Annotated in this window: 16 protein-coding genes and 1 other RNA gene; 7 read left to right on the top strand and 10 right to left on the bottom strand. The window is 40.8% G+C overall.

What is annotated here, in order from left to right:
• Positions 1–279 precede the first annotated feature (279 nt).
• The 3 genes from KC820_RS11315 to KC820_RS11305 are packed head-to-tail and all read right to left on the bottom strand — an operon-like array spanning position 280 to position 5,709.
• Entirely contained in the window at positions 280–2,064 is a 1,785-nt protein-coding gene (locus tag KC820_RS11315; RefSeq protein WP_212371121.1) for an acyl-CoA dehydrogenase family protein, read from the bottom strand.
• A 26-nt stretch (positions 2,065–2,090) separates the two neighbouring features.
• A complete protein-coding gene (locus tag KC820_RS11310) occupies positions 2,091–3,266 on the bottom strand; it encodes an acetyl-CoA C-acetyltransferase (protein ID WP_144087882.1) in 1,176 nt (391 codons plus the stop codon).
• Positions 3,267–3,306: 40 nt separating this feature from the next.
• Positions 3,307–5,709, bottom strand: coding sequence for a 3-hydroxyacyl-CoA dehydrogenase/enoyl-CoA hydratase family protein (locus tag KC820_RS11305; RefSeq protein ID WP_212371119.1), 2,403 nt, complete (start codon positions 5,707–5,709; stop codon positions 3,307–3,309).
• 254 nt (positions 5,710–5,963) lie between these two features.
• On the opposite strand from KC820_RS11305, the gene KC820_RS13685 reads away from it, so the two are divergent.
• Positions 5,964–6,533, top strand: a complete 570-nt coding sequence (locus tag KC820_RS13685) for a hypothetical protein (RefSeq protein ID WP_419466000.1) — start codon at positions 5,964–5,966, stop codon at positions 6,531–6,533.
• Here the strand turns inward: KC820_RS13685 and KC820_RS11295 are convergent.
• Positions 6,480–7,394, bottom strand: coding sequence for a proline dehydrogenase family protein (locus KC820_RS11295; protein WP_212371115.1), 915 nt, complete (start codon positions 7,392–7,394; stop codon positions 6,480–6,482). The two genes, KC820_RS13685 and KC820_RS11295, sit on opposite strands and share 54 nt — an antisense overlap.
• A 495-nt stretch (positions 7,395–7,889) precedes the next feature.
• On the bottom strand, positions 7,890–8,096 hold the full coding sequence (copZ, locus tag KC820_RS11290; RefSeq protein ID WP_212371113.1) for a copper chaperone CopZ: 207 nt from the start codon (positions 8,094–8,096) through the stop codon (positions 7,890–7,892).
• A gap of 215 nt (positions 8,097–8,311) precedes the next feature.
• Between copZ and KC820_RS11285 the strand changes: the two genes are divergently transcribed.
• From KC820_RS11285 to KC820_RS11270, 4 genes are read left to right on the top strand one after another with little or no spacing between them, the layout of a single operon-like run.
• Entirely contained in the window at positions 8,312–9,307 is a 996-nt protein-coding gene (locus tag KC820_RS11285; protein ID WP_212371111.1) for a metal ABC transporter substrate-binding protein, read from the top strand.
• A 13-nt stretch (positions 9,308–9,320) separates the two neighbouring features.
• Positions 9,321–10,073 (top strand): metal ABC transporter ATP-binding protein, encoded by a 753-nt coding sequence (locus KC820_RS11280; protein ID WP_212371109.1) that lies wholly within the window; start codon positions 9,321–9,323, stop codon positions 10,071–10,073.
• 16 nt (positions 10,074–10,089) lie between these two features.
• A complete protein-coding gene (locus KC820_RS11275; protein ID WP_212371107.1) occupies positions 10,090–10,944 on the top strand; it encodes a metal ABC transporter permease in 855 nt (284 codons plus the stop codon).
• Positions 10,941–11,351 (top strand): Fur family transcriptional regulator, encoded by a 411-nt coding sequence (locus tag KC820_RS11270; protein WP_212371105.1) that lies wholly within the window; start codon positions 10,941–10,943, stop codon positions 11,349–11,351. Before KC820_RS11275 ends, KC820_RS11270 begins: the two co-directional genes overlap by 4 nt.
• A 109-nt stretch (positions 11,352–11,460) precedes the next feature.
• Here KC820_RS11270 and ftsW read toward each other — a convergent pair whose 3' ends face one another.
• Positions 11,461–12,630, bottom strand: coding sequence for a putative lipid II flippase FtsW (gene ftsW, locus KC820_RS11265; RefSeq protein WP_212371103.1), 1,170 nt, complete (start codon positions 12,628–12,630; stop codon positions 11,461–11,463).
• Between the two features lie 180 nt (positions 12,631–12,810).
• Positions 12,811–14,418, bottom strand: a complete 1,608-nt coding sequence (locus KC820_RS11260) for an ABC-F family ATP-binding cassette domain-containing protein (RefSeq protein WP_212371101.1) — start codon at positions 14,416–14,418, stop codon at positions 12,811–12,813.
• A 170-nt stretch (positions 14,419–14,588) separates the two neighbouring features.
• Between KC820_RS11260 and KC820_RS11255 the strand changes: the two genes are divergently transcribed.
• Together KC820_RS11255 and KC820_RS11250 are read left to right on the top strand one after the other, a co-directional pair.
• Positions 14,589–15,794, top strand: a complete 1,206-nt coding sequence (locus KC820_RS11255; protein WP_212371099.1) for an MFS transporter — start codon at positions 14,589–14,591, stop codon at positions 15,792–15,794.
• Positions 15,795–15,864: 70 nt separating this feature from the next.
• On the top strand, positions 15,865–16,137 hold the full coding sequence (locus KC820_RS11250) for a YqhV family protein (RefSeq protein ID WP_212371097.1): 273 nt from the start codon (positions 15,865–15,867) through the stop codon (positions 16,135–16,137).
• 33 nt (positions 16,138–16,170) lie between these two features.
• On the opposite strand, the gene KC820_RS11245 is transcribed toward KC820_RS11250, so the two are convergent.
• The 3 genes from KC820_RS11245 to smpB form a co-directional block, all read right to left on the bottom strand.
• The gene (locus KC820_RS11245) at positions 16,171–17,145 is read right to left on the bottom strand and encodes a cation diffusion facilitator family transporter (RefSeq protein ID WP_212371095.1); all 975 of its coding nucleotides are present in this window, start codon (positions 17,143–17,145) and stop codon (positions 16,171–16,173) included.
• Between the two features lie 452 nt (positions 17,146–17,597).
• Positions 17,598–17,956: a transfer-messenger RNA gene (gene ssrA, locus KC820_RS11240) on the bottom strand.
• A 98-nt stretch (positions 17,957–18,054) separates the two neighbouring features.
• Positions 18,055–18,519: an SsrA-binding protein SmpB gene (smpB, locus tag KC820_RS11235; RefSeq protein WP_212371093.1), complete on the bottom strand. Its 465-nt coding sequence runs from the start codon at positions 18,517–18,519 to the stop codon at positions 18,055–18,057.
• Positions 18,520–18,742 lie beyond the last annotated feature (223 nt).

The following is an 18,742-nucleotide window of genomic DNA, read 5'->3' as shown; positions in this document are numbered from 1 at the left end:
TATGGAAAATATTTATGTCTTCTTGAGGCAGAGTTGGAACCATCTCGACATACTATACATCTTTTCCCTTTCTAATATTAGGGAATATACCATCCAGATATGGGTTACTTGAATTTTCTAGATCTTAAGGCAGTCCTGAAGAACTCATAGACTAATAAGTTGAGCAACAACAAGTCGGTTTTCATCTAAACCATAAATTAATCCCAGCCCGCAAACTTATATTTTTTGCACAGACTGGGATTGATTCTTGACCACTATTTAGCTGTTCTTGTTTTTAAATTAAACCGTATACTTCTCTTCCTCAATCAACGTCTTCGCAATTTCACGTTTTTTCTCGATTACATTTGTTGGATCATGACGAGTCAGTTTGCGAAGTGCACCAAGCATCATGCGCAGGCTGTCTCCAGAGTCAGAAGCAACTAATGTTTCTTTCGCATCCGCTTCGATGTTGTTGAATGCTTCTTGCACATACACTTGAGTATAAAGAACTTTTTGCTTGTGTTTCTCTTCGCCGTCTTTGTTGATGGCTTTTTCGGTACGAAGGATGGCAGCTTCCATGTTGTAAATTTCAGCAGCCATGTCGGCGATATTCGCCAATAGCTCTTGTTCTTGCTCCAATTTTTCTTGGAACTTCTGCGCAGCGATTCCTGCAGCTAACAAGCCAATTTTCTTCGCGTTTTTCAGTAGGTAACGTTCTTGCTCAAGCGTTTCGTCACCGACTGGTTCAGGCATCATTGTCATTAACTCTTCTTGTAGTGCTGTTGCTTTTTCAAGAAGTGGTAGTTGACCTTTCATTGCTTTTTTCATGAATGTACCTGGTACAAGCATGCGGTTAATTTCGTTTGTTCCTTCGAAAATACGGTTGATTCTTGAGTCACGGTACATACGCTCGACTTCATATTCTTGCATAAATCCATAACCACCGTGGATTTGCACCGCTTCGTCAACGGCATAATCCAATAATTCGGTTGCCATGTATTTATTCATGGAACACTCGATTGCGTATTCAGCAATACTTTTCGCAACTTCTGATCCATCGTTCAACTCTTCTTGAGAAAGACCACCCATACGCTGTTCAAAAAGACCAACTGTACGGTAAACGGAACTTTCGTTGGCATACGTTCGTGCTGCCATGTTTGCTAGTTTTTCTTGAATCATACGGAAGCTTGAAATTGGTGTATTGAACTGTTTACGTTCGTTTGCATATTTTGTCGCAACTTCAATCGCACGCTTAGCACCGCCGACACCGCCAATCGCTAGCTTATAACGTCCGACGTTTAAAATGTTGAATGCGATGACGTGACCGCGACCGATTTCACCAAGTACGTTTTCAACCGGTACTTCAGCATCTTCCAACACTAATGTACGTGTAGAAGAAGATTTGATCCCCATTTTCTTCTCTTCAGGTCCAGTAGAAACACCCGGGAATTCACGCTCAACGATGAACGTCGTGAACTTCTCACCATCGACTTTTGCATAAACGACGAATACGTCCGCAAATGCAGAGTTTGTAATCCACTGTTTCTCACCGTTTAAAATATAATGAGTTCCAGCTTCGTTTAACTTAGCGGTTGTTTTTGCACCAAGTGCGTCAGATCCTGAACCCGGTTCAGTCAGCGCGTATGCCGCTAGTTTCTCACCAGTTGCTAGAGCAGGTAAATATTTTTCTTTCTGTTCTTTGTTACCGAAGAAAACGATTGGTAGTGAGCCGATTCCTACGTGCGCACCATGAGTGATGGAAAACCCACCAGCAAGAGACATTTTCTCAGTAATCAAAGAAGAACTAATTTTATCCAATCCTAGGCCGCCGTACTCTTCTGGTACGTCTGCACCTAACAGACCAAGCTCCCCTGCTTTATGCAGTAAATCAACCGATTTATCAAACTCATGATTTTCCAAGTTATCGAGAACCGGCCATACTTCACCTTTGACATACTCTTCTGTCGTTTTCGCAATCATTTTATGCTCTTCAGTAAAGTCCTCAGGTGTTAACATATCTTCTGCGGCAATGTCTTCTACTAAGAAGCCTCCACCTTTAATCACTTTTTCTTGTGTTTCGCTCATAATTTTACCCTCCAGTAATGAATGTTTTATAGTAATTCAAATACACCAGCTGCACCCATACCGCCACCGATACACATTGTGACGACACCATATTTCACATTACGACGCTTCATCTCATTCATTAATGAGACGGTTAGCTTCGTACCGGTACAACCAAGTGGGTGACCTAATGCAATCGCTCCACCGTTTACGTTAACAATGTCTTCATCTAATCCAAGTTCGCGAATAACTTGAAGCGATTGGGAAGCAAACGCTTCGTTTAGTTCAAACAATCCGATATCCGACAATTCAAGACCCGCCATTTCCACTGCTTTTGGAATCGCTTTGACCGGTCCGACCCCCATTATTTCTGGCTCGACACCTTGTACCGTATACGAATGGAATTTTAAGATTGGCGTTAGCCCTTCTTTTTCTGCTTTTTCACGATCCATGACTAAGACAGATGCTGCACCATCACTCATTTGTGAAGCGTTACCAGCAGTGACGGATCCACCCATAGTGAATGCAGGTCTCAGCTTCGATAAAACTTCAGGCGTCGTGCCAGGACGTACACCTTCGTCTTTCGAAACTGTTACTGTCGTTTCATGAACTTTATTTTCCGGACCAACTTTGCGTTGTACGACATCCACTGGAACAATTTCGTCATCAAATTTCCCTTCTTTGATTGCTTTCTCCGCACGCTCATGACTTCGAGCAGCGAAAGCATCTTGGTCTTCACGGGAAATTCCGAAACGCTGAGCAACTTCTTCAGCTGTATGCCCCATCGACATATAATAACCGGGAGCATTTTCAACCAAGTCCAAGTTCGGTTTGATGACGTGTCCGCCCATTGGAATTAAACTCATGGATTCAGCTCCACCAGCAATGATCGTTTCCGCATGACCAAGCATAATTCGCTCAGCTGCGTAGGCAATACTTTGAAGTCCTGATGAACAGTACCGGTTGATCGTGATTCCTGGGACATCGTGATCAAGTCCCGCCAAACCACCGATGTTTCTTGCCATATTCATTCCTTGCTCTGCTTCAGGCATCGCACAACCGATAATGATGTCATCGATTGGGCCGTCATAATTGTTCGCACGTTTCAATACTTCTTTTACGGTTACAGCGGAAAGATCATCTGGACGTGTATTTGCGAATGATCCTTTCATCGCTTTACCGACAGGTGTTCTTGCACCTGCGACAATGACTGCTTCTCTCACAATTTCTCCCCCTTTTTTCGAATTGGAGTTATTCCGTTTATTAGTTACGTAGTGGTTTACCTTTCATCAACATATGCTGCATACGTTGTTGTGTTTTCGCTTCACCAATTAAGCTGATGAATGCTTCTCGTTCTAAGTCAAGTAGATATTGTTCATCGACCAGTGTTCCGTATGCAAGTTTTCCACCTGCAAGAACATAAGCTAATTTCCCAGCAATCTTCAAGTCATGTTCAGAAGCATAGCCACCTTGTACAAGGCCTTTAGCTCCCAGTAACATCGCTGCATAGCCTGGTTCACCAACAACAGGTACTTTTTCACGTTTTGGCGCTTGGTACCCTGCTTTTGCTAAGCCAAGCACACTTTGTTTAGCATCATAGATGAGGTGATCACCATTAACACTGATTTTGTCATGGTTATCCAAGAATCCGCTTTCACGTGCTTCAGCGGCTGAAGTGGACACTTGTGCCATCGCTACTTTTTCAAAGACGTCATTCGCTACTTTCGTTAAATCGAAATCAGGTCCTTGTGGCAAGCCGCGTAGTGACTTCAAATAAAGTTCTTTCGTTCCGCCACCACCTGGAATTAAACCGACACCGAATTCAACTAAGCCCATATATGTCTCTTGAGAAGCTTGAATGCTTGCTGCTGGAAGGCTGACTTCAGCTCCACCACCTAGCGTCATACCAAACGGTGCGACGACAACCGGCTTTTCATTATATTTAATATTCATCATTGTGTCTTGGAATTGTTTAACGATCATTTCCAATTCAATGAAGTTAAAGTCTTGAGCTTCCATCAGCATCATGCCAAGGTTTGCACCGACACAGAAGTTCTTGCCTTGGTTCCCGATGACAAGCCCTTTATAATTTTTATTCACTTCTTCCAATGAATAATTGATCATTTGAAGAATGTCTGGTCCAATCGCGTTGCTTTGTGAATGGAATTCAAGGAGTGCAACGTCATCACCTAGGTCGATCAAGCTTGCACCTGAATTTTTCTTGATGACGCCATTGGATTCCTTGTAAAGCTTCAAATTGATTTCTTTCGGATTGACGTCCTTTTCGACATACTCACCGTTGTGGTAGTAGTACTCTTTACCGTTTTCGGTTTTATAGAACGTTTCGAATCCGCTTTCAATCATTTCATCGATCCAAGTAGGAACTTCTGCGCCCTCTTCTTTCATGCGTTCAACCGAAGATTTCACACCAATTGCATCCCACATTTCGAATGGTCCGAGCTGCCAGCCGAAGCCCCACTTCATCGCTTCGTCAATCGCTTTGATGTCATCGGCAATTTCACCAAGTAGGTCGGCAGAGTAGATTAATGTAGGTTTTGTAACGTTCCATACAAGGTCGCCACCGCGGTCGCCTTTTGCATTGACGAGTGCTTTCACTTTTCGCTTGGCACCTTTTTGCTGTTTTGCTTGGCCCGTTGCTTCAGTTTTTAACTTTTTCTGTTCATTTTCATATTCCAATGTTTCAGGGTTTAACTCGTAGATGACGCTTCCTTTTTCACCTTTTTTCTTCAAGAAAAAACCTTTACCGGCTTTTGCACCGAGCATCCCTTTTTCATTCATTTGCTTCATAAATTCAGGTACTTCGAAAACTTCCTTCTCTGCACCTTCAACTTGATCGTACACGTTTTTGGCAACATGGATGAACGTGTCGAGACCAACCACATCAAGTGTACGGAAAGTTGCACTCTTCGGTCGACCAATCATAGGACCAGTAACAGAGTCAACTTCACCGATGCTGTATCCACCTTTAAGCATCTCTTGAACGGATACTAATAATCCGTAAGTTCCGATGCGGTTCGCGATAAAGTTCGGTGTGTCTTTCGCTTCAACAACACCTTTTCCTAATACGTCTTCACCAAATGTCTTCATGAAGGACAAAACTTCCGGATCTGTTTTTTCAGTCGGAATGACTTCAAGAAGCTTTAGGTACCGTGGCGGGTTGAAAAAGTGCGTTCCAAGAAAATGTTTTTGGAAATCTTCCGAACGACCTTCCACCATTGCGTTAATCGAAATCCCGGACGTGTTCGACGTAACGATTGTACCTTCTGTTCTATGTGCTTCAACTTGTTCAAAGACCTTTTTCTTAATATCCAAATTTTCAACAACAACTTCAATAATCCAGTCAACTTCTTTTAATTGATCCATATCATCGTCAAAGTTCCCAGTCGTAATTAGATCAAGGCTCTTTTGACTCGTGATTGGAGATGGTTTTTGTTTTTTCAATTTCGCTTTACTTTCATTTGCGATACGGTTACGAACAGCAGAATCCTGTAATGTCATACCCTTCTTCTCTTCCTTCGCCGTAAGCTCACGAGGAACAATATCCAACATCAATGTAGGTATTCCTACGTTTGCCAAATGTGCCGCAATACCAGCTCCCATTACACCTGAGCCTAATACAGCCGCACGTTTGATTTGACGGTTCATGAAACTTCCCCCTATTCTTTGAATGAATACTCATTCATTTTACTCGAAAATTTTTTTGGATAGTTCATCACTACCCAAAGCACTCTATCTATTACTATAAATTATTTTCCGATAATTCGCAAACCATTTTATGCCGATTATTCAAATTTTCTATTAATCGGATTATTTTTTATCTTGATGAAGGGTAGAGCAATCGTTTTCTGCGCTACCCTTCGAGATGAACTTGTGGCTTGGCCCGTTGATCGAGCGGTTCGTTGCATTCGTCGAGCGGCTCCACGCGTTTGCTGAGCGGCTCCACGCGTTTATCGAGCGGTTCCGCGCGTTTGTTGAGCGGCTCCGCGCGTTTGTCGAGCGGCTCCACGCGTTCGTCGAGCGGCTCCACGCGTTTGCTGAGCGGCTCCGCGCGTTTGTCGAGCGGTGCCGTGCCTTCGTCGAGCGGCTCCACGCGTTTGCTGAGCGGCTCCGCGCGTTTGTCGAGCGGTGCCGTGCCTTCGTCGAGCGGCTCCACGCGTTTGCTGAGCGGCTCCGCGCGTTTGTCGAGCGGTGCCGTGCCTTCGTCGAGCGGCTCCACGCGTTTGCTGAGCGGCTCCGCGCGTTTGTCGAGCGGTTCCGCGCATTCGTCGAGCGGCTCCACGCGTTTATCGAGCGGTTCCGCGCATTTGTCGAGCGGTTCCGCGCGTTTGTCGAGCGGTTCCGTGCATTCGTCGAGCGGCTCCACGCGTTTGTCGAGCGGTTCCGCGCGTTTATCGAGCGGCTCGCAAATCGATTTATTACTTAAATATCCCTTTCACAACAAAACCGACGTTAGCTGGTCGTTCTGCTAAGCGTCTCATAAAATAGCCGTACCAGTCATTTCCGTATGGTACATAGACACGCATCTTGTATCCTTCTTCTGATAATTCATTTTGACGTTCGTTCCGTATACCGTACAACATTTGGAATTCAAATTGATCGCGTGGAATATTATGTTCTTCTGCGAATTTCTTCGTGAATTCAATAATCACATCATCATGTGTTGCGACAGCTGTGTAATTTCCATTTTGCAAATGCTGGGCAATAATCTTTTTAAAGTTTTCATCGGTATCTTTCTTTTCAGGAAAGGCGACTTCTGCCGATTCTTTGTAAGCACCTTTCACTAAACGCAAATTCGGACTGTATTGATCCAGGTTTTCTATATCATCTGATACTCGATATAAATATGCTTGCATGACGGTACCGATTCCATCGTAATTCTCTTTTAATTTCTCAAAAATATCTAATGTCTTTTGCAATCGTGGGTAGTCTTCCATATCAATGGTGACAAACACATTGTATTTCTTCCCTGCTTCTAAAATTTTCTCCATATTTTCTAAAACAAGGTCTTCTGAAATATCCAACCCTAAAGAAGTCAATTTTAAAGATAGCTGGGAGTCTAGTTGGTTCTCGCCAATCATTTTAATCGCATTTACACATTCATCAGCTCTAGATCTCGCTTCGTCTGATTCACTGACAAACTCACCAAGAAAATCGAGCGTAACAGACAATCCTTTTTCATTTAAAGATTCGATTGTCTTTTTCGCATCACTGATTTTCTCCCCTGCCACAAAGCGACTTGCCCCAAATTTCAATCCATATCTTCTGGCCATCTTTGTAAAAAATTTATTATCGGATAAAAACAGAAAAAACTTTCTCATGACTTTCTCCATCTGCCTCAACCTCTCTGTCTGCATCTATGTAATCGCTTACTATTCTATCATGGATTTAGTTAATTTTGTACTTTCAGAATTTTGTTTTTTAAAATAATTGGCTCTTTTTTTGAAAGCTTTAGTTGTGCTAGCTGTATTCGTCTGACCCCTCGTAGACTGCTGCAGAAAAAGCAACAGTCGAAAATCCAATAGAACTGAGACATAACTAAAACGTTGGCCACCGCATAAGGCGACATTGCGATAAAACGATGATTCATAAATATATTAGAAAAGGAAAAACACGAAGACTCCTGCGGGATGAAAAGCGTAGATGAGACCCCGCAGTACGCAGTACGAGGAGGCTCATCAGCGCCCGCGGAAAGCGTAGTGTTTTTCCGAAGCGGTGGTTGCTGTATTCCACTTACTAAGAGCTTTCATTTATGAATTTGATTTAATTAATAAATAAAATACCCCATAAAAAAAGGCCCCTCATTCGGGACCTGTTTCTCTTCTTTATTAAGCGACCACGTCATACCCTTGTCCTTCTACCGCTTCAATCAACTGTTGCTTTGAAACGAGGGAGTCTTCGTACGCGACATCGACGTTACCTGAATCTAAATTGACCTCTACTGAACGGACACCTTCGAGATTACTCAGTGCATCATTGACGGATTGTTTGCAATGACCACAAGTCATTCCTGTAACTTTTAATGTAATTTGCATGTTTTCCCCACCTTTCATTTGTGTGTTTTTATTGTTTCGTATGTATGAATAAAAATCAAGAAATAAAGCTATATGTGTCGGAATCTATCTAAATTGATATTTATTTTCGTAAATCGTAAGCATTCCTATTTACAACATTAGACGATTAAGTTATACTTTTTTTATTCTAAATCGTAATCATTACGATGGTACTCACTTAGCAAGGAGAAAACAAAATGAAAAAATTAATATTCGCTCTATTCCTTTTAACGATCGTTCTACTCAGTGCTTGTCAATCAACAGATGAATCTCAAAACGAAAAAAGCCACTCAGTCGCCGTTTCCATGTATCCGATTGAGTTTTTGATTTCTGAAATCGCAAAAGACCATGTCGATGTTGAAACAGTCATACCACCTGGAACCGATCCACATATTTATGAACCTTCTTCTAAAAAAATGATCGAGTTATCGTCTAACGATGCTTTCTTTTATATCGGTGATCAGATGGAAGCCTTTGGTGAAACGCTTGCCGGTACATTTGCTGAACAAGGATTGTCCATCTACCAGCTTGCGGATCATAAAGAATTGTTCGAACAAAATTCAGACGTACATGCAGATGAATCGCATGATCACAACGACCATGGAGAGGATGATACCGAATCTCATGAGCAAGATCATCATGAAGAACACTCTGGAGCGGATGGCATCCATGTTCACGATTATAACCCTCATTTTTGGTTGGATCCTGTGCGAATGAGTCTAGCGGCAGAAATTATAACACAAGATTTAATTGAACTGTACCCGAAACTTGAGGATGATTTTAATCAAAATTTAGAGACATTGCAGAATGATCTTCATGAACTACACTTAGAGTTTCAGGCATTACAAGATGAGGAATACACTCTTTTTGTTACACATAAAGCGTTTGACTATTGGACTGAACGCTACGGAATTGAACAACTATCCGTTCGTGGGGTCTCTTCTTCACAAGAGCCTTCTCAAAATGAGTTGAGAAAAATCTTCGATGAAGTTGAAGAACATAACATTAACCACATCATTTTAGAAACAATTAGCCAAGACCGACTTGCTATGACCATTGCTGAAGAAATGGGTTTACGCGTATTATACATGCATAATCTCGAAGCGTTGACCGAGGAAAACATTCAGCAAAATAAAGACTACTTTGACTTAATGCGAGAAAATATAAACACGATTCAAAAGACGAAACAATAAGGAGGTTCACCTGATGAGCACACCGTTAGTATCTGTCAGCCATCTTTCCCATCGGTATGATCAACATTCCGTATTGGAAGATGTCAGTTTTGATGTTGAAGAAGGTAGCTTTGTCGGTTTAGTTGGCCCAAATGGTTCAGGTAAAACGACATTGATTAAATTAATATTAGGGATTGAAAGAATCCAAAAAGGTTCCATCGAAATTTTCGGTAAGCCTGTTCAGCGATTTAAAAATAAAGGACATATCAGTTTTGTTTCACAAAAAGCGAACAGTTTCAATCGTGGATTTCCGGCTACAGCAAAAGAAGTTGTCGGTATGGGACTGACCGCTCGAAGCTCACTGTTCCAATCTCAATCGAATGTAAACGAACAAATCAAACAAGCTTTGGAATATGTAAATATGACGGCTTTTGCCAACCAAAATATCGGTGAGCTTTCAGGTGGGCAACAGCAACGTGTGTTCATTGCACGTGCGCTAGTCAGTAAACCGAAACTTCTTATATTGGATGAGCCGACAGTTGGTGTGGATACGGATAACGTCCAGCAATTTTATCAACTACTTTCGACATTAAACCGAGAACTCGGCATTACTTTAATTCTCGTTTCACATGATATTGGCACAATTACAACGCAGGTGAATGACCTGTTATGTTTAAATAAAAATTTGCATTATCACGGGGACCCGAATAAATTTGAACAGTTAAGCAATGAAGAAAGATCAACGTTTTATGGTCATGACCTCAATGTCATCACCCATGACCATTAGGTGAGGGAGAGATTAGATGCTAGAAGCCCTATTAAATTATGAATTACTTCGAAATACATTTTTTACAGGATTGCTTGTCGGTTTGATTGCACCGCTGCTCGGTACGTTTGTCGTCGTGCAGCGGCAAGCGATGATTGCTGATGGCCTTTCACACGTCACATTAGCCGGTATTGCATTTGGTATGTTTATGCAAAAGCAGCCGATGTCGACGATGATTACACCATTTCAATTTGGAATGATTTTCTCGATTGCCGGTGCCGTCATTATCGAAAAGCTTCGTTCAATGTATCGAGAATTCCAAGAAATCGCGATACCGATTATACATTCACTAGGCGTTGGACTAGCCATTGTATTCATCGCCCTAGCGAACGGCATCAACACTGATATTTACTCGTATTTGTTCGGTTCCGTCGCTGCTGTCAGTCGAAACGATTTACTATTAATTTTAGGTACAACGATATTCGTCGTTGTCATTGTCTTTGTTCTTTACAAAAAATTATTTGCCCTTTCTTTTGATGAGGAATTTGCTGAAGTATCCGGCATTCGTGCGCGATTCATTCATTACTTATTTATGATATTAACCGCTTTAGTGATTGCAGCTTCGATTCGAATTGTCGGTGTTTTACTCGTATCTGCATTGATGACACTTCCGGTCGCAACGAGTATGCGTGTTGCAAAAAGCTTTAAACAAACAATCTGGTACAGTATTCTATATGGAGAAGTAGCTGTCATCATCGGATTAATTTCAGGCTATTATTTAGAAATTCCACCTGGTGGGACGATTGTTCTTACAGCTGTTCTATTACTTGGTTTAACGTTATTGGTGAAAAAGATCAAATCACTCGGAAGAATTGAAGGTGAGCATTCATGAATTTGAATGAGGCGCTGAATCTATTAAAAAATGAAGGCTATAAATTTACTGACAAACGGAAGGATATCCTAGAGTTTTTTGCGGAGGAAGATGGATATCGGACTGCAAGCGATTTATGGGAAATACTGAACAAAAAGTATCCAGGGATTAGCTATGATACGATCTACCGAAACTTGCATTTGTTTCATGACCTTCATATTTTGGAATCAACCGAATTAGCTGGTGAAAAACATTTTCGTTTTTCATGTGGGCATGACCATCACCATCATCACTTTATTTGTAACAATTGCGGCAAAACAAAATCCATCGAAACATGTCCGATGGATTTCATTCAACCGAAATTTCAAGGGTATATGATTGAAAGTCATAAATTTGAAGTCTATGGATTATGCCCTGTTTGTCAATAACTATTAAGCTATTATAATACCCGTACGATGATGCTTAAAAAATGAAGCCATCGTACGGGTTTTGTTTTCACTCTATATATGCCATTTTAGTAGGCTATTGCCTATTCTTTTAGAGGGAACGTGCCTGATAGGTTCGCTCAGCATTCTCCCTTTTTGGCTCCATCCCTCTTCTACGGATATTTCCTTTCACCGCAATATTCATTAATATACCTAAAAGGAAAAAGGTGATCAGTAATGATGAACCACCATAACTGATTAACGGCAACGTGATTCCTGTAATTGGCATTAACCCTGTAATCGCACCTAAATTAATGAACACTTGTGAAGTAATCTGAAATGTAATCCCATAGGCAAGTAGCTGTCCAAATTGATCAGTCGCTCGTTTAGCGATCATGAGCCCTTTAAACATAAATGCGATGTATAAGCCGATGACAAACAATACGCCAATCAGTCCTAATTCTTCAGCAATCACCGACATAATAAAGTCTGTATGTGCTTCAGGTAGAAACCCAGCTTTCTGTACACTGTTACTTAATCCGACTCCGTTGACTTGTCCACTCGCAATGGCTATTAGTGAATGAACTAGCTGATAATCTTCACCACTTGGATCTGAGAAAGGATCTAGAAAACCGGTGAGTCGTTCCATCCGATAACCTTCTGTCAAAATTAATAAGACGACTCCTGCTAGTGCCGTTCCACCTAGCAAGAAAAGATGTCGGAAACGAATTCCAGCAAACATCAAAATAATTCCACAAGGTATGATAATGGAAACGGCTGTACCTAAATCAGGTTGTAGCACAATCAATAGGAAGACAAATAGTAATACGATTAATGGCGGCATAACGCCTTGTCCAAAATGATGCAACTTTTCTTGCTTGTTTGTGTAAGCTTTAGCAAAGTATAAAATCAAAGCCACTTTTGCCACTTCAGACGGTTGGAGAAGAATGAAACCTAAATTCAACCAACGCGTCGCTTCGTTTCTTGTGACTCCGACACCTGGTATTAAAACTAAAATTAATAACAAGATTGTTCCTAATATAAATATGGGAATAAACGGACCGAGCTTGCGATAATTGAATAGACTCATTAAACCGAAGATAGCAAAACCAATAGCCAAGAAAATTCTTTGGCGATCAAAGAAAAAGTCTGGGTTATTTAAGTCAGGGTCTAGTCCTGCGAACACAAAGCTCGCACTATAAACCATGACAATACCAACCGATGCTAGCAATAATATAATTACGAATAGTGGATAATCTATATTTTTTAAATGGTTTTTCACAGGTCAACACTCCCATAGTAATACTATACATGAATTGTCCCGTTTTCGAACAGTATCTTTTTACTCAAATTAAAAGTTACATAGGATAAGGAAATTTGTCAGGCGTTCATGAAATTTATTTGAAGTAAAAAACCACCTTCCGCACAATGCGAAAGATGGTTTCTGTATCATTGGCACCCATTACAAAACAGGTGTCGTTATTTTCTTTTCTGCTTCAATATATTCTTCGTACGACTCAGATTTATCAATGACACCTTTGTCGGTGATTTCAATCACACGATTGGCGATCGTTTGGATAAATTGGTGATCGTGAGACGTAAAGATGACCGAGCCTTTAAATTGAATTAAGCTGTCGTTCAACGATTGAATAGACTCTAGATCCAAGTGATTCGTCGGGTCATCTAAAATCAATACGTTTGAATGACTCAACATCATGCGGGATAGCATACAGCGTACTTTTTCGCCTCCAGAAAGGACACTCGCCTTTTTGAATACCTCTTCTCCAGAGAAAAGCATTCGGCCAAGGAATCCGCGCAAGAATGTTTCACTTTCATCTTCAGGTGAATACTGACGTAGCCAGTCGATTAACGTTTTATCTACACCATCAAAGTAGTAGCTGTTGTCTTTCGGGAAGTAGGATTGAGAAGTCGTGATGCCCCATTTATAACTTCCTTCATCTGGTTCCATTTCACCGACTAAAATTTTAAGCAATGTTGTTTTCGCAATATCATCACCGAGCAGAACGACTTTATCATCTTTGTTCAAACGAAAAGTCACATTATCCAATACTTTTTTACCGTCAATAGTCTTGGTAAGCCCGCTTACTTCTAATAAATCATTACCGATTTCACGCTCTGGTTGGAATGCAATGTATGGATATTTACGTGAAGATGGTTTAATATCATCCAACGTAATTTTATCCAACAACTTTTTACGTGAAGTCGCCTGACGTGATTTTGATGCGTTGGCACTAAATCGAGCGATAAACTCTTTCAAGTCTTTGATCTTTTCTTCTTTTTTCTTGTTTTGGTCTTGTGCCATTTTTAACGCTAACTGGCTGGATTCATACCAAAAATCATAGTTCCCGACATATAATGTGATTTTTTCAAAGTCCAAATCAGCGATATGCGTACAAACGTTATTTAAGAAACTCCGGTCGTGTGAAACGACAATGACTGTATTTTGGAATTGGATTAAGAATTCCTCCAACCAACGAATCGCTTGCAAATCCAACCCGTTTGTCGGCTCATCCAGTAGTAAAATGTCCGGGTTACCGAATAATGCTTGGGCGAGAAGTACTTTCACTTTTTCCGTTTCAGGCAAGTCAGCCATCTTTTTATCGTGGAATTCGTCCTGCACGCCAAGTCCTCGTAGTAAAGTTGCAGCATCGCCTTCAGCTTCCCAACCATTCATCTCAGCAAATTCGCCTTCAAGCTCAGCCGCACGCATGCCATCTTCTTCCGTAAAGTCACCTTTAGAATAGATCGCATCCTTCTCTTGCATTACTTCATATAATCTTTCATGCCCCATCATAACAACATTAAGAGCAATTTCTTCTTCATGAGCAAAGTGATCCTGCTTCAAGACAGCAATTCGCTCGTCTTTACCTACAGAAACATGACCTTCTTGGGGTTCAATTTCACCCGAAAGGATTTTAAGAAATGTCGATTTTCCGGCACCATTTGCACCAATTAAACCGTAACAATTTCCATTCGTAAATTTTATTGAAACATCTTCAAAGAGCTTGCGATCTGAAAATCGAAGCCCGACATTCGTAGCTTGTAACATGAAACAGCCTCCATCATTCAACTTAACGAATATCATTATAGCACCTTTTCGAAGATTTTCCGATAGATAACAATGAACAGTTTGAAATTTATTTCCAATGATCTTTCGTCATAGAAATAATCAACTCGGACACATTATCTATAGTATGAAAAATTTCGAGGTGCTAAACAATGAACCAAAAAGACCCACTTGGTGTTTGGGGACTAATTACACTAGCTTCCATCCCACTCGTCATGACTCTAGGAAATTCAATGCTTATTCCTGTATTGCCGGTTTTTGAAGAGAAGATCGGCATCTCTTCATTTCAATCGAGCTTAATCATTACCAGCTATTCCGTTTCAGCCATTTTCTTAATCCCGATTGCTGGTTATTTATCAGATCGATACGGCAGAAAAATCGTTATTTTGCCGAGTTTAATTTTGACATTGATTGGTGGAGTGATTGCGGCATATGCATCTTGGAAAATGGAAAACCCATTTGTTTGGATTGTTGTTGGAAGAATTTTGCAAGGTGTCGGTGCATCTGGTGCTACTCCTATTATCCTTCCTCTCGTCGGCGATTTATATAAAGACGATGATGAAAAAGCAAGTGAGAATTTAGGTGTAGTCGAGACGTCCAACACATTTGGTAAAGTGTTAAGTCCAATTGTCGGTGCTTTTTTCGCAACCATTCTCTGGTACTTACCGTTTATTTCAATTGCTGTCTTTAGCTTGATTTCCTTTGTATTGGTCCTTTTATTTATTAAAGTACCGAGAGATATTGCCAAACCACCTGCCTTTCGAACATTTTTAGCAAAAACGAAAAAGATATTCACGATTGAAGGTCCGTGGTTATATACGATATTCGGCATTGGTGCTTATGTCATGCTCGTTTTATTCGGTGAATTATTTTTTCTATCGGATATATTTGAAAAGGAGCATGGGATTGAAGGCGTGCGGAAAGGGGTTTTACTTGCCGTCCCATTGATTGTTTTATGTGTTACAGCTTTTGTCATCGGTAAATGGATTAAAGGTAGCTTACCTGTCATGAAAACGGTCATGATCATTTCAATGGTTATTCTTTCGTTGAGTGTCGGCTTTGTAGGATTCTCTGAATCGCCTGAAATTCTTTTGCTTTTCATCAGTGTGAACGGTCTTGCAATTGGGGCATTACTACCGACATTAGATGCCATGATCACTGAAAACATTCAGAAAGATGCGCGCGGAACAATTACTTCAATTTATAGTGCCGCCAGGTTTATTGGGGTTGCTGCAGGGCCTCCGTTAATGTCTTTGTTAATGAAAAATTTTCTTGAAGTTAGCTATCTTGTCGCTGGAGGTATCGGAATTCTTCTTCTAGGTGCAATCGTCTTATTTATCCGACCTGAACGAACCTAACTGAATAGGTGGACTAGTTTCCCTCCTTGACGCATATCTTGTACAAAGCCATGTGTACGAGGAGGACGTTATGCAAGTCATCGAGCGAACATTATTGTCTATCATTATTTTACGGATTCTCTCTGGTGGGATTGAAATTACCGCTGCGTTAATCATGTTTAAATATAATGATTTGTCCAAAGCATTAGTCATCAATTCCCTTTTAGCATTGGTCGGTCCCACAATCCTGCTTTCAACAACGCTTATTGGATTGTATGGACTTGCGGGTAAAATATCTTTATTGAAAGCTGTATGCTTAATCGGTGGCATATTACTCATTATCACTAGCCTTAAATTAAAATAACGGTTAACGACTGAAACATCGTTAACCGTTATTTTATTTATCATCTTTTTCTAATGTAATATCTGTCCAAGTCTGTTTGTCATCTGATTCAATGATTCCTAAAAACACATCATCGATATAAGATTGATCGAGAATCTGTTCGGCTACACGGAATTTAACATCGTCCGCATCGGCAAGTGTCATGCCTTTTTCCAATTCAAGATAAGCTTCCACATGGTAGTCTCCACCTTCTTGCAAGATGCGCATCTTTTGAATATCGACGACTTTTGGATCATTTAGGATAATTTGTGCTACACTTGTCTCAATCTTTTTCGGCGCAGCAACACCGATTAGCCCAATTGTATTGTCGTAACCGATTTTGATGGCAATCCCAATTAGTAAAATACCGATGATCATTGTTCCGATTCCATCGTAAACATAATTACCTGTCATATGTGAAACAGCAATCGCTATTAAAGCTACTGCCCCACCAAGCGTAGCTACATTATCTTCGTAAAACACCAACCGTGTCGGTGGTTGGGCATACTTAATATTTTTAAACGATTCGACAATAAAGTTCCCGTCTTTTTCGGCACGCGCTTCATGCACGACTTCTTTCATAACCTTCAGTAATACGCCACCATCTATAGCAATTGAAATAATCATGACAATAATCATTAACCATAGATTTGATGAAGGCTGTGGATCTTGAATAATATGCCATCCATTTAAAATCGTTTCATAAGCCATAATGGATACAACGATTACCGCCAACAATACGAATAAATTCACGACTCTTCCATATCCAGTCGGAAAACGTTTCGTTGGCTTCTTTTCAGCTAAAGCACTTCCGAAGAAAACCATCCCCTGGTTGAGTGAATCTGCAATGGAGTGGATCATTGTCGCAAACATTGCGCCACTACCACTGATCAATGCTGCAATTCCTTTAATAATCGCGATTGCAACATTACCTAATGCAGACAAACCAGATGAGCGGTTTCCTCGTTTCAATAATTCAATCATCCGCATCTTCTCCTTCCCTACCTACTACTTTAGAAATTACCCGATTTTGAGTGATTTTATCCATGTATGCAAAATTAGGATGGGAAAATTCATGAAGGAGTTGTGTGGTTGAGGGGTTGGAGCGCTTACTTGAGCGGTTCAAGTGATTCTTTGCGGATGCAAGAATTTTTTTGAACGGTTGCAGCGTTTGTTTGAACGGATAGAGTGAGCTTTTGAACGCTTAACGCAGAACTATGAACGATTAGCGGAAACCTTTGAACGGTGACAGCTTATTTTTGAACAGTTAGCTTAATTGTTTGAATGGTGATAACGACGTTTTGAATACAATTATGCCATAAGAAATATTAATGATTCAGAATACTTATTATACATACTTCAAAAAATTTGTAGCAAAATAAAAAAACGCCACAACTCTTGATGTAACAAGAATCGTGACGTTTTTTATTCGTCGTATTGATGTATGGAGACGGCGGGACTCGAACCCGCGTCCAGAGATATCGGCACTCAAGCTTCTACAAGCTTAGTTAGCGTATTGTCATTCGCCAACTTTTCGGCCCACTAACAGGCTTCCAAGTGGCTAGTCTGATTAGTCTCTTCTGAATTCCTCAGACGGTGGATTTCAGCGTAGCCCGCTTCATTTAAGACCCTTCTATCTGCTACACGGGCGATAGCAGGAAGGATCCTGTAGAACTGCTTACGCAGCTACAGCGAAATCGTTTTGTTTGCCAGTTATTATTAACTGAGTGACGTTTTACGAGCCGTCACCTCGACTTGCAACTCAAGCTCGACCTATCCCTGTCGAATCCAAAACGTCCCCGTAAAAAGGGAATCATTTTGTGATAAATGTTTTATCTTACAATGATTATTATAGCATATTTCATCAGAAATGAAAAGATGTTGCTCACTACGAAAGACCTATTGGAAACGTTCCTTCATGGCACGCTCTACATCACGTTTCGCCGCTTTTTGTTTCAAGTCTTCACGTTTATCATACTTCTTCTTACCTTTTCCGAGCCCAATCAGTAACTTAGCGACGCCATTCTTGATGTATATCTTAAGTGGAACGAGCGAATACCCTTTCATTTGTGTCTGCCCGATCAGCTTGTTGATTTCGCTTCTATGAAGTAATAACTTACGAGAACGGGTAGGTTCATGGTTATGTCTGTTTCCTTGTTCATATGTGGAAATATGCAAGTTGTGAACATACACTTCACCATTAGACACCCTCGCGAAGGCATCCTTCAAGTTGACCCGTCCAGCTCGAATGGACTTGATTTCTGTTCCTTGCAAAACTAATCCAGCTTCGTATGTTTCTTCTATAAAGAAATCATGACGGGCTTTCCGATTGGTTGCAATGGCATTTGATTCTTTTTTAGCCATTTTCCTTCCTCCTCTACTGCATAACGTTATTTTACCAAATGAAGTGTGTCTTTTAAACTGTAACTGTTTCTTCAATGTTTACATAATTTGTGCGAAGAGGCTGGCTGTTCATAAATATGGCTGTGACTTGCTCTTTAAGTATATCACTTAGACGCACGATAATATATGCAAGCCACCCATAAAATTGTTTCAACCGCCCGACAAGCGCGTCTAGCCGCTCGAC

The organism is Allobacillus saliphilus (genome assembly GCF_018138385.1).
Taxonomy (GTDB): Bacteria; Bacillota; Bacilli; order Bacillales; family Alkalibacillaceae; genus Allobacillus; species Allobacillus saliphilus.
This window is presented reverse-complemented; position numbering and strand designations above follow the sequence as displayed.

Coding starts and splice junctions, on each gene's coding strand:
- KC820_RS11295 (WP_212371115.1), bottom strand. CDS start 7,394: ATGGAGAAAGTCATGAGAAAGTTTTTTCTGTTTTTATCCGATAATAAA.
- KC820_RS11250 (WP_212371097.1), top strand. CDS start 15,865: ATGCAAGTCATCGAGCGAACATTATTGTCTATCATTATTTTACGGATT.
- KC820_RS11275 (WP_212371107.1), top strand. CDS start 10,090: ATGCTAGAAGCCCTATTAAATTATGAATTACTTCGAAATACATTTTTT.
- KC820_RS11280 (WP_212371109.1), top strand. CDS start 9,321: ATGAGCACACCGTTAGTATCTGTCAGCCATCTTTCCCATCGGTATGAT.
- KC820_RS11305 (WP_212371119.1), bottom strand. CDS start 5,709: ATGAACCGTCAAATCAAACGTGCGGCTGTATTAGGCTCAGGTGTAATG.
- KC820_RS11260 (WP_212371101.1), bottom strand. CDS start 14,418: ATGTTACAAGCTACGAATGTCGGGCTTCGATTTTCAGATCGCAAGCTC.
- copZ (WP_212371113.1), bottom strand. CDS start 8,096: ATGCAAATTACATTAAAAGTTACAGGAATGACTTGTGGTCATTGCAAA.
- smpB (WP_212371093.1), bottom strand. CDS start 18,519: ATGGCTAAAAAAGAATCAAATGCCATTGCAACCAATCGGAAAGCCCGT.
- KC820_RS11285 (WP_212371111.1), top strand. CDS start 8,312: ATGAAAAAATTAATATTCGCTCTATTCCTTTTAACGATCGTTCTACTC.
- KC820_RS11245 (WP_212371095.1), bottom strand. CDS start 17,145: ATGCGGATGATTGAATTATTGAAACGAGGAAACCGCTCATCTGGTTTG.
- KC820_RS11315 (WP_212371121.1), bottom strand. CDS start 2,064: ATGAGCGAAACACAAGAAAAAGTGATTAAAGGTGGAGGCTTCTTAGTA.
- KC820_RS11255 (WP_212371099.1), top strand. CDS start 14,589: ATGAACCAAAAAGACCCACTTGGTGTTTGGGGACTAATTACACTAGCT.
- KC820_RS11270 (WP_212371105.1), top strand. CDS start 10,941: ATGAATTTGAATGAGGCGCTGAATCTATTAAAAAATGAAGGCTATAAA.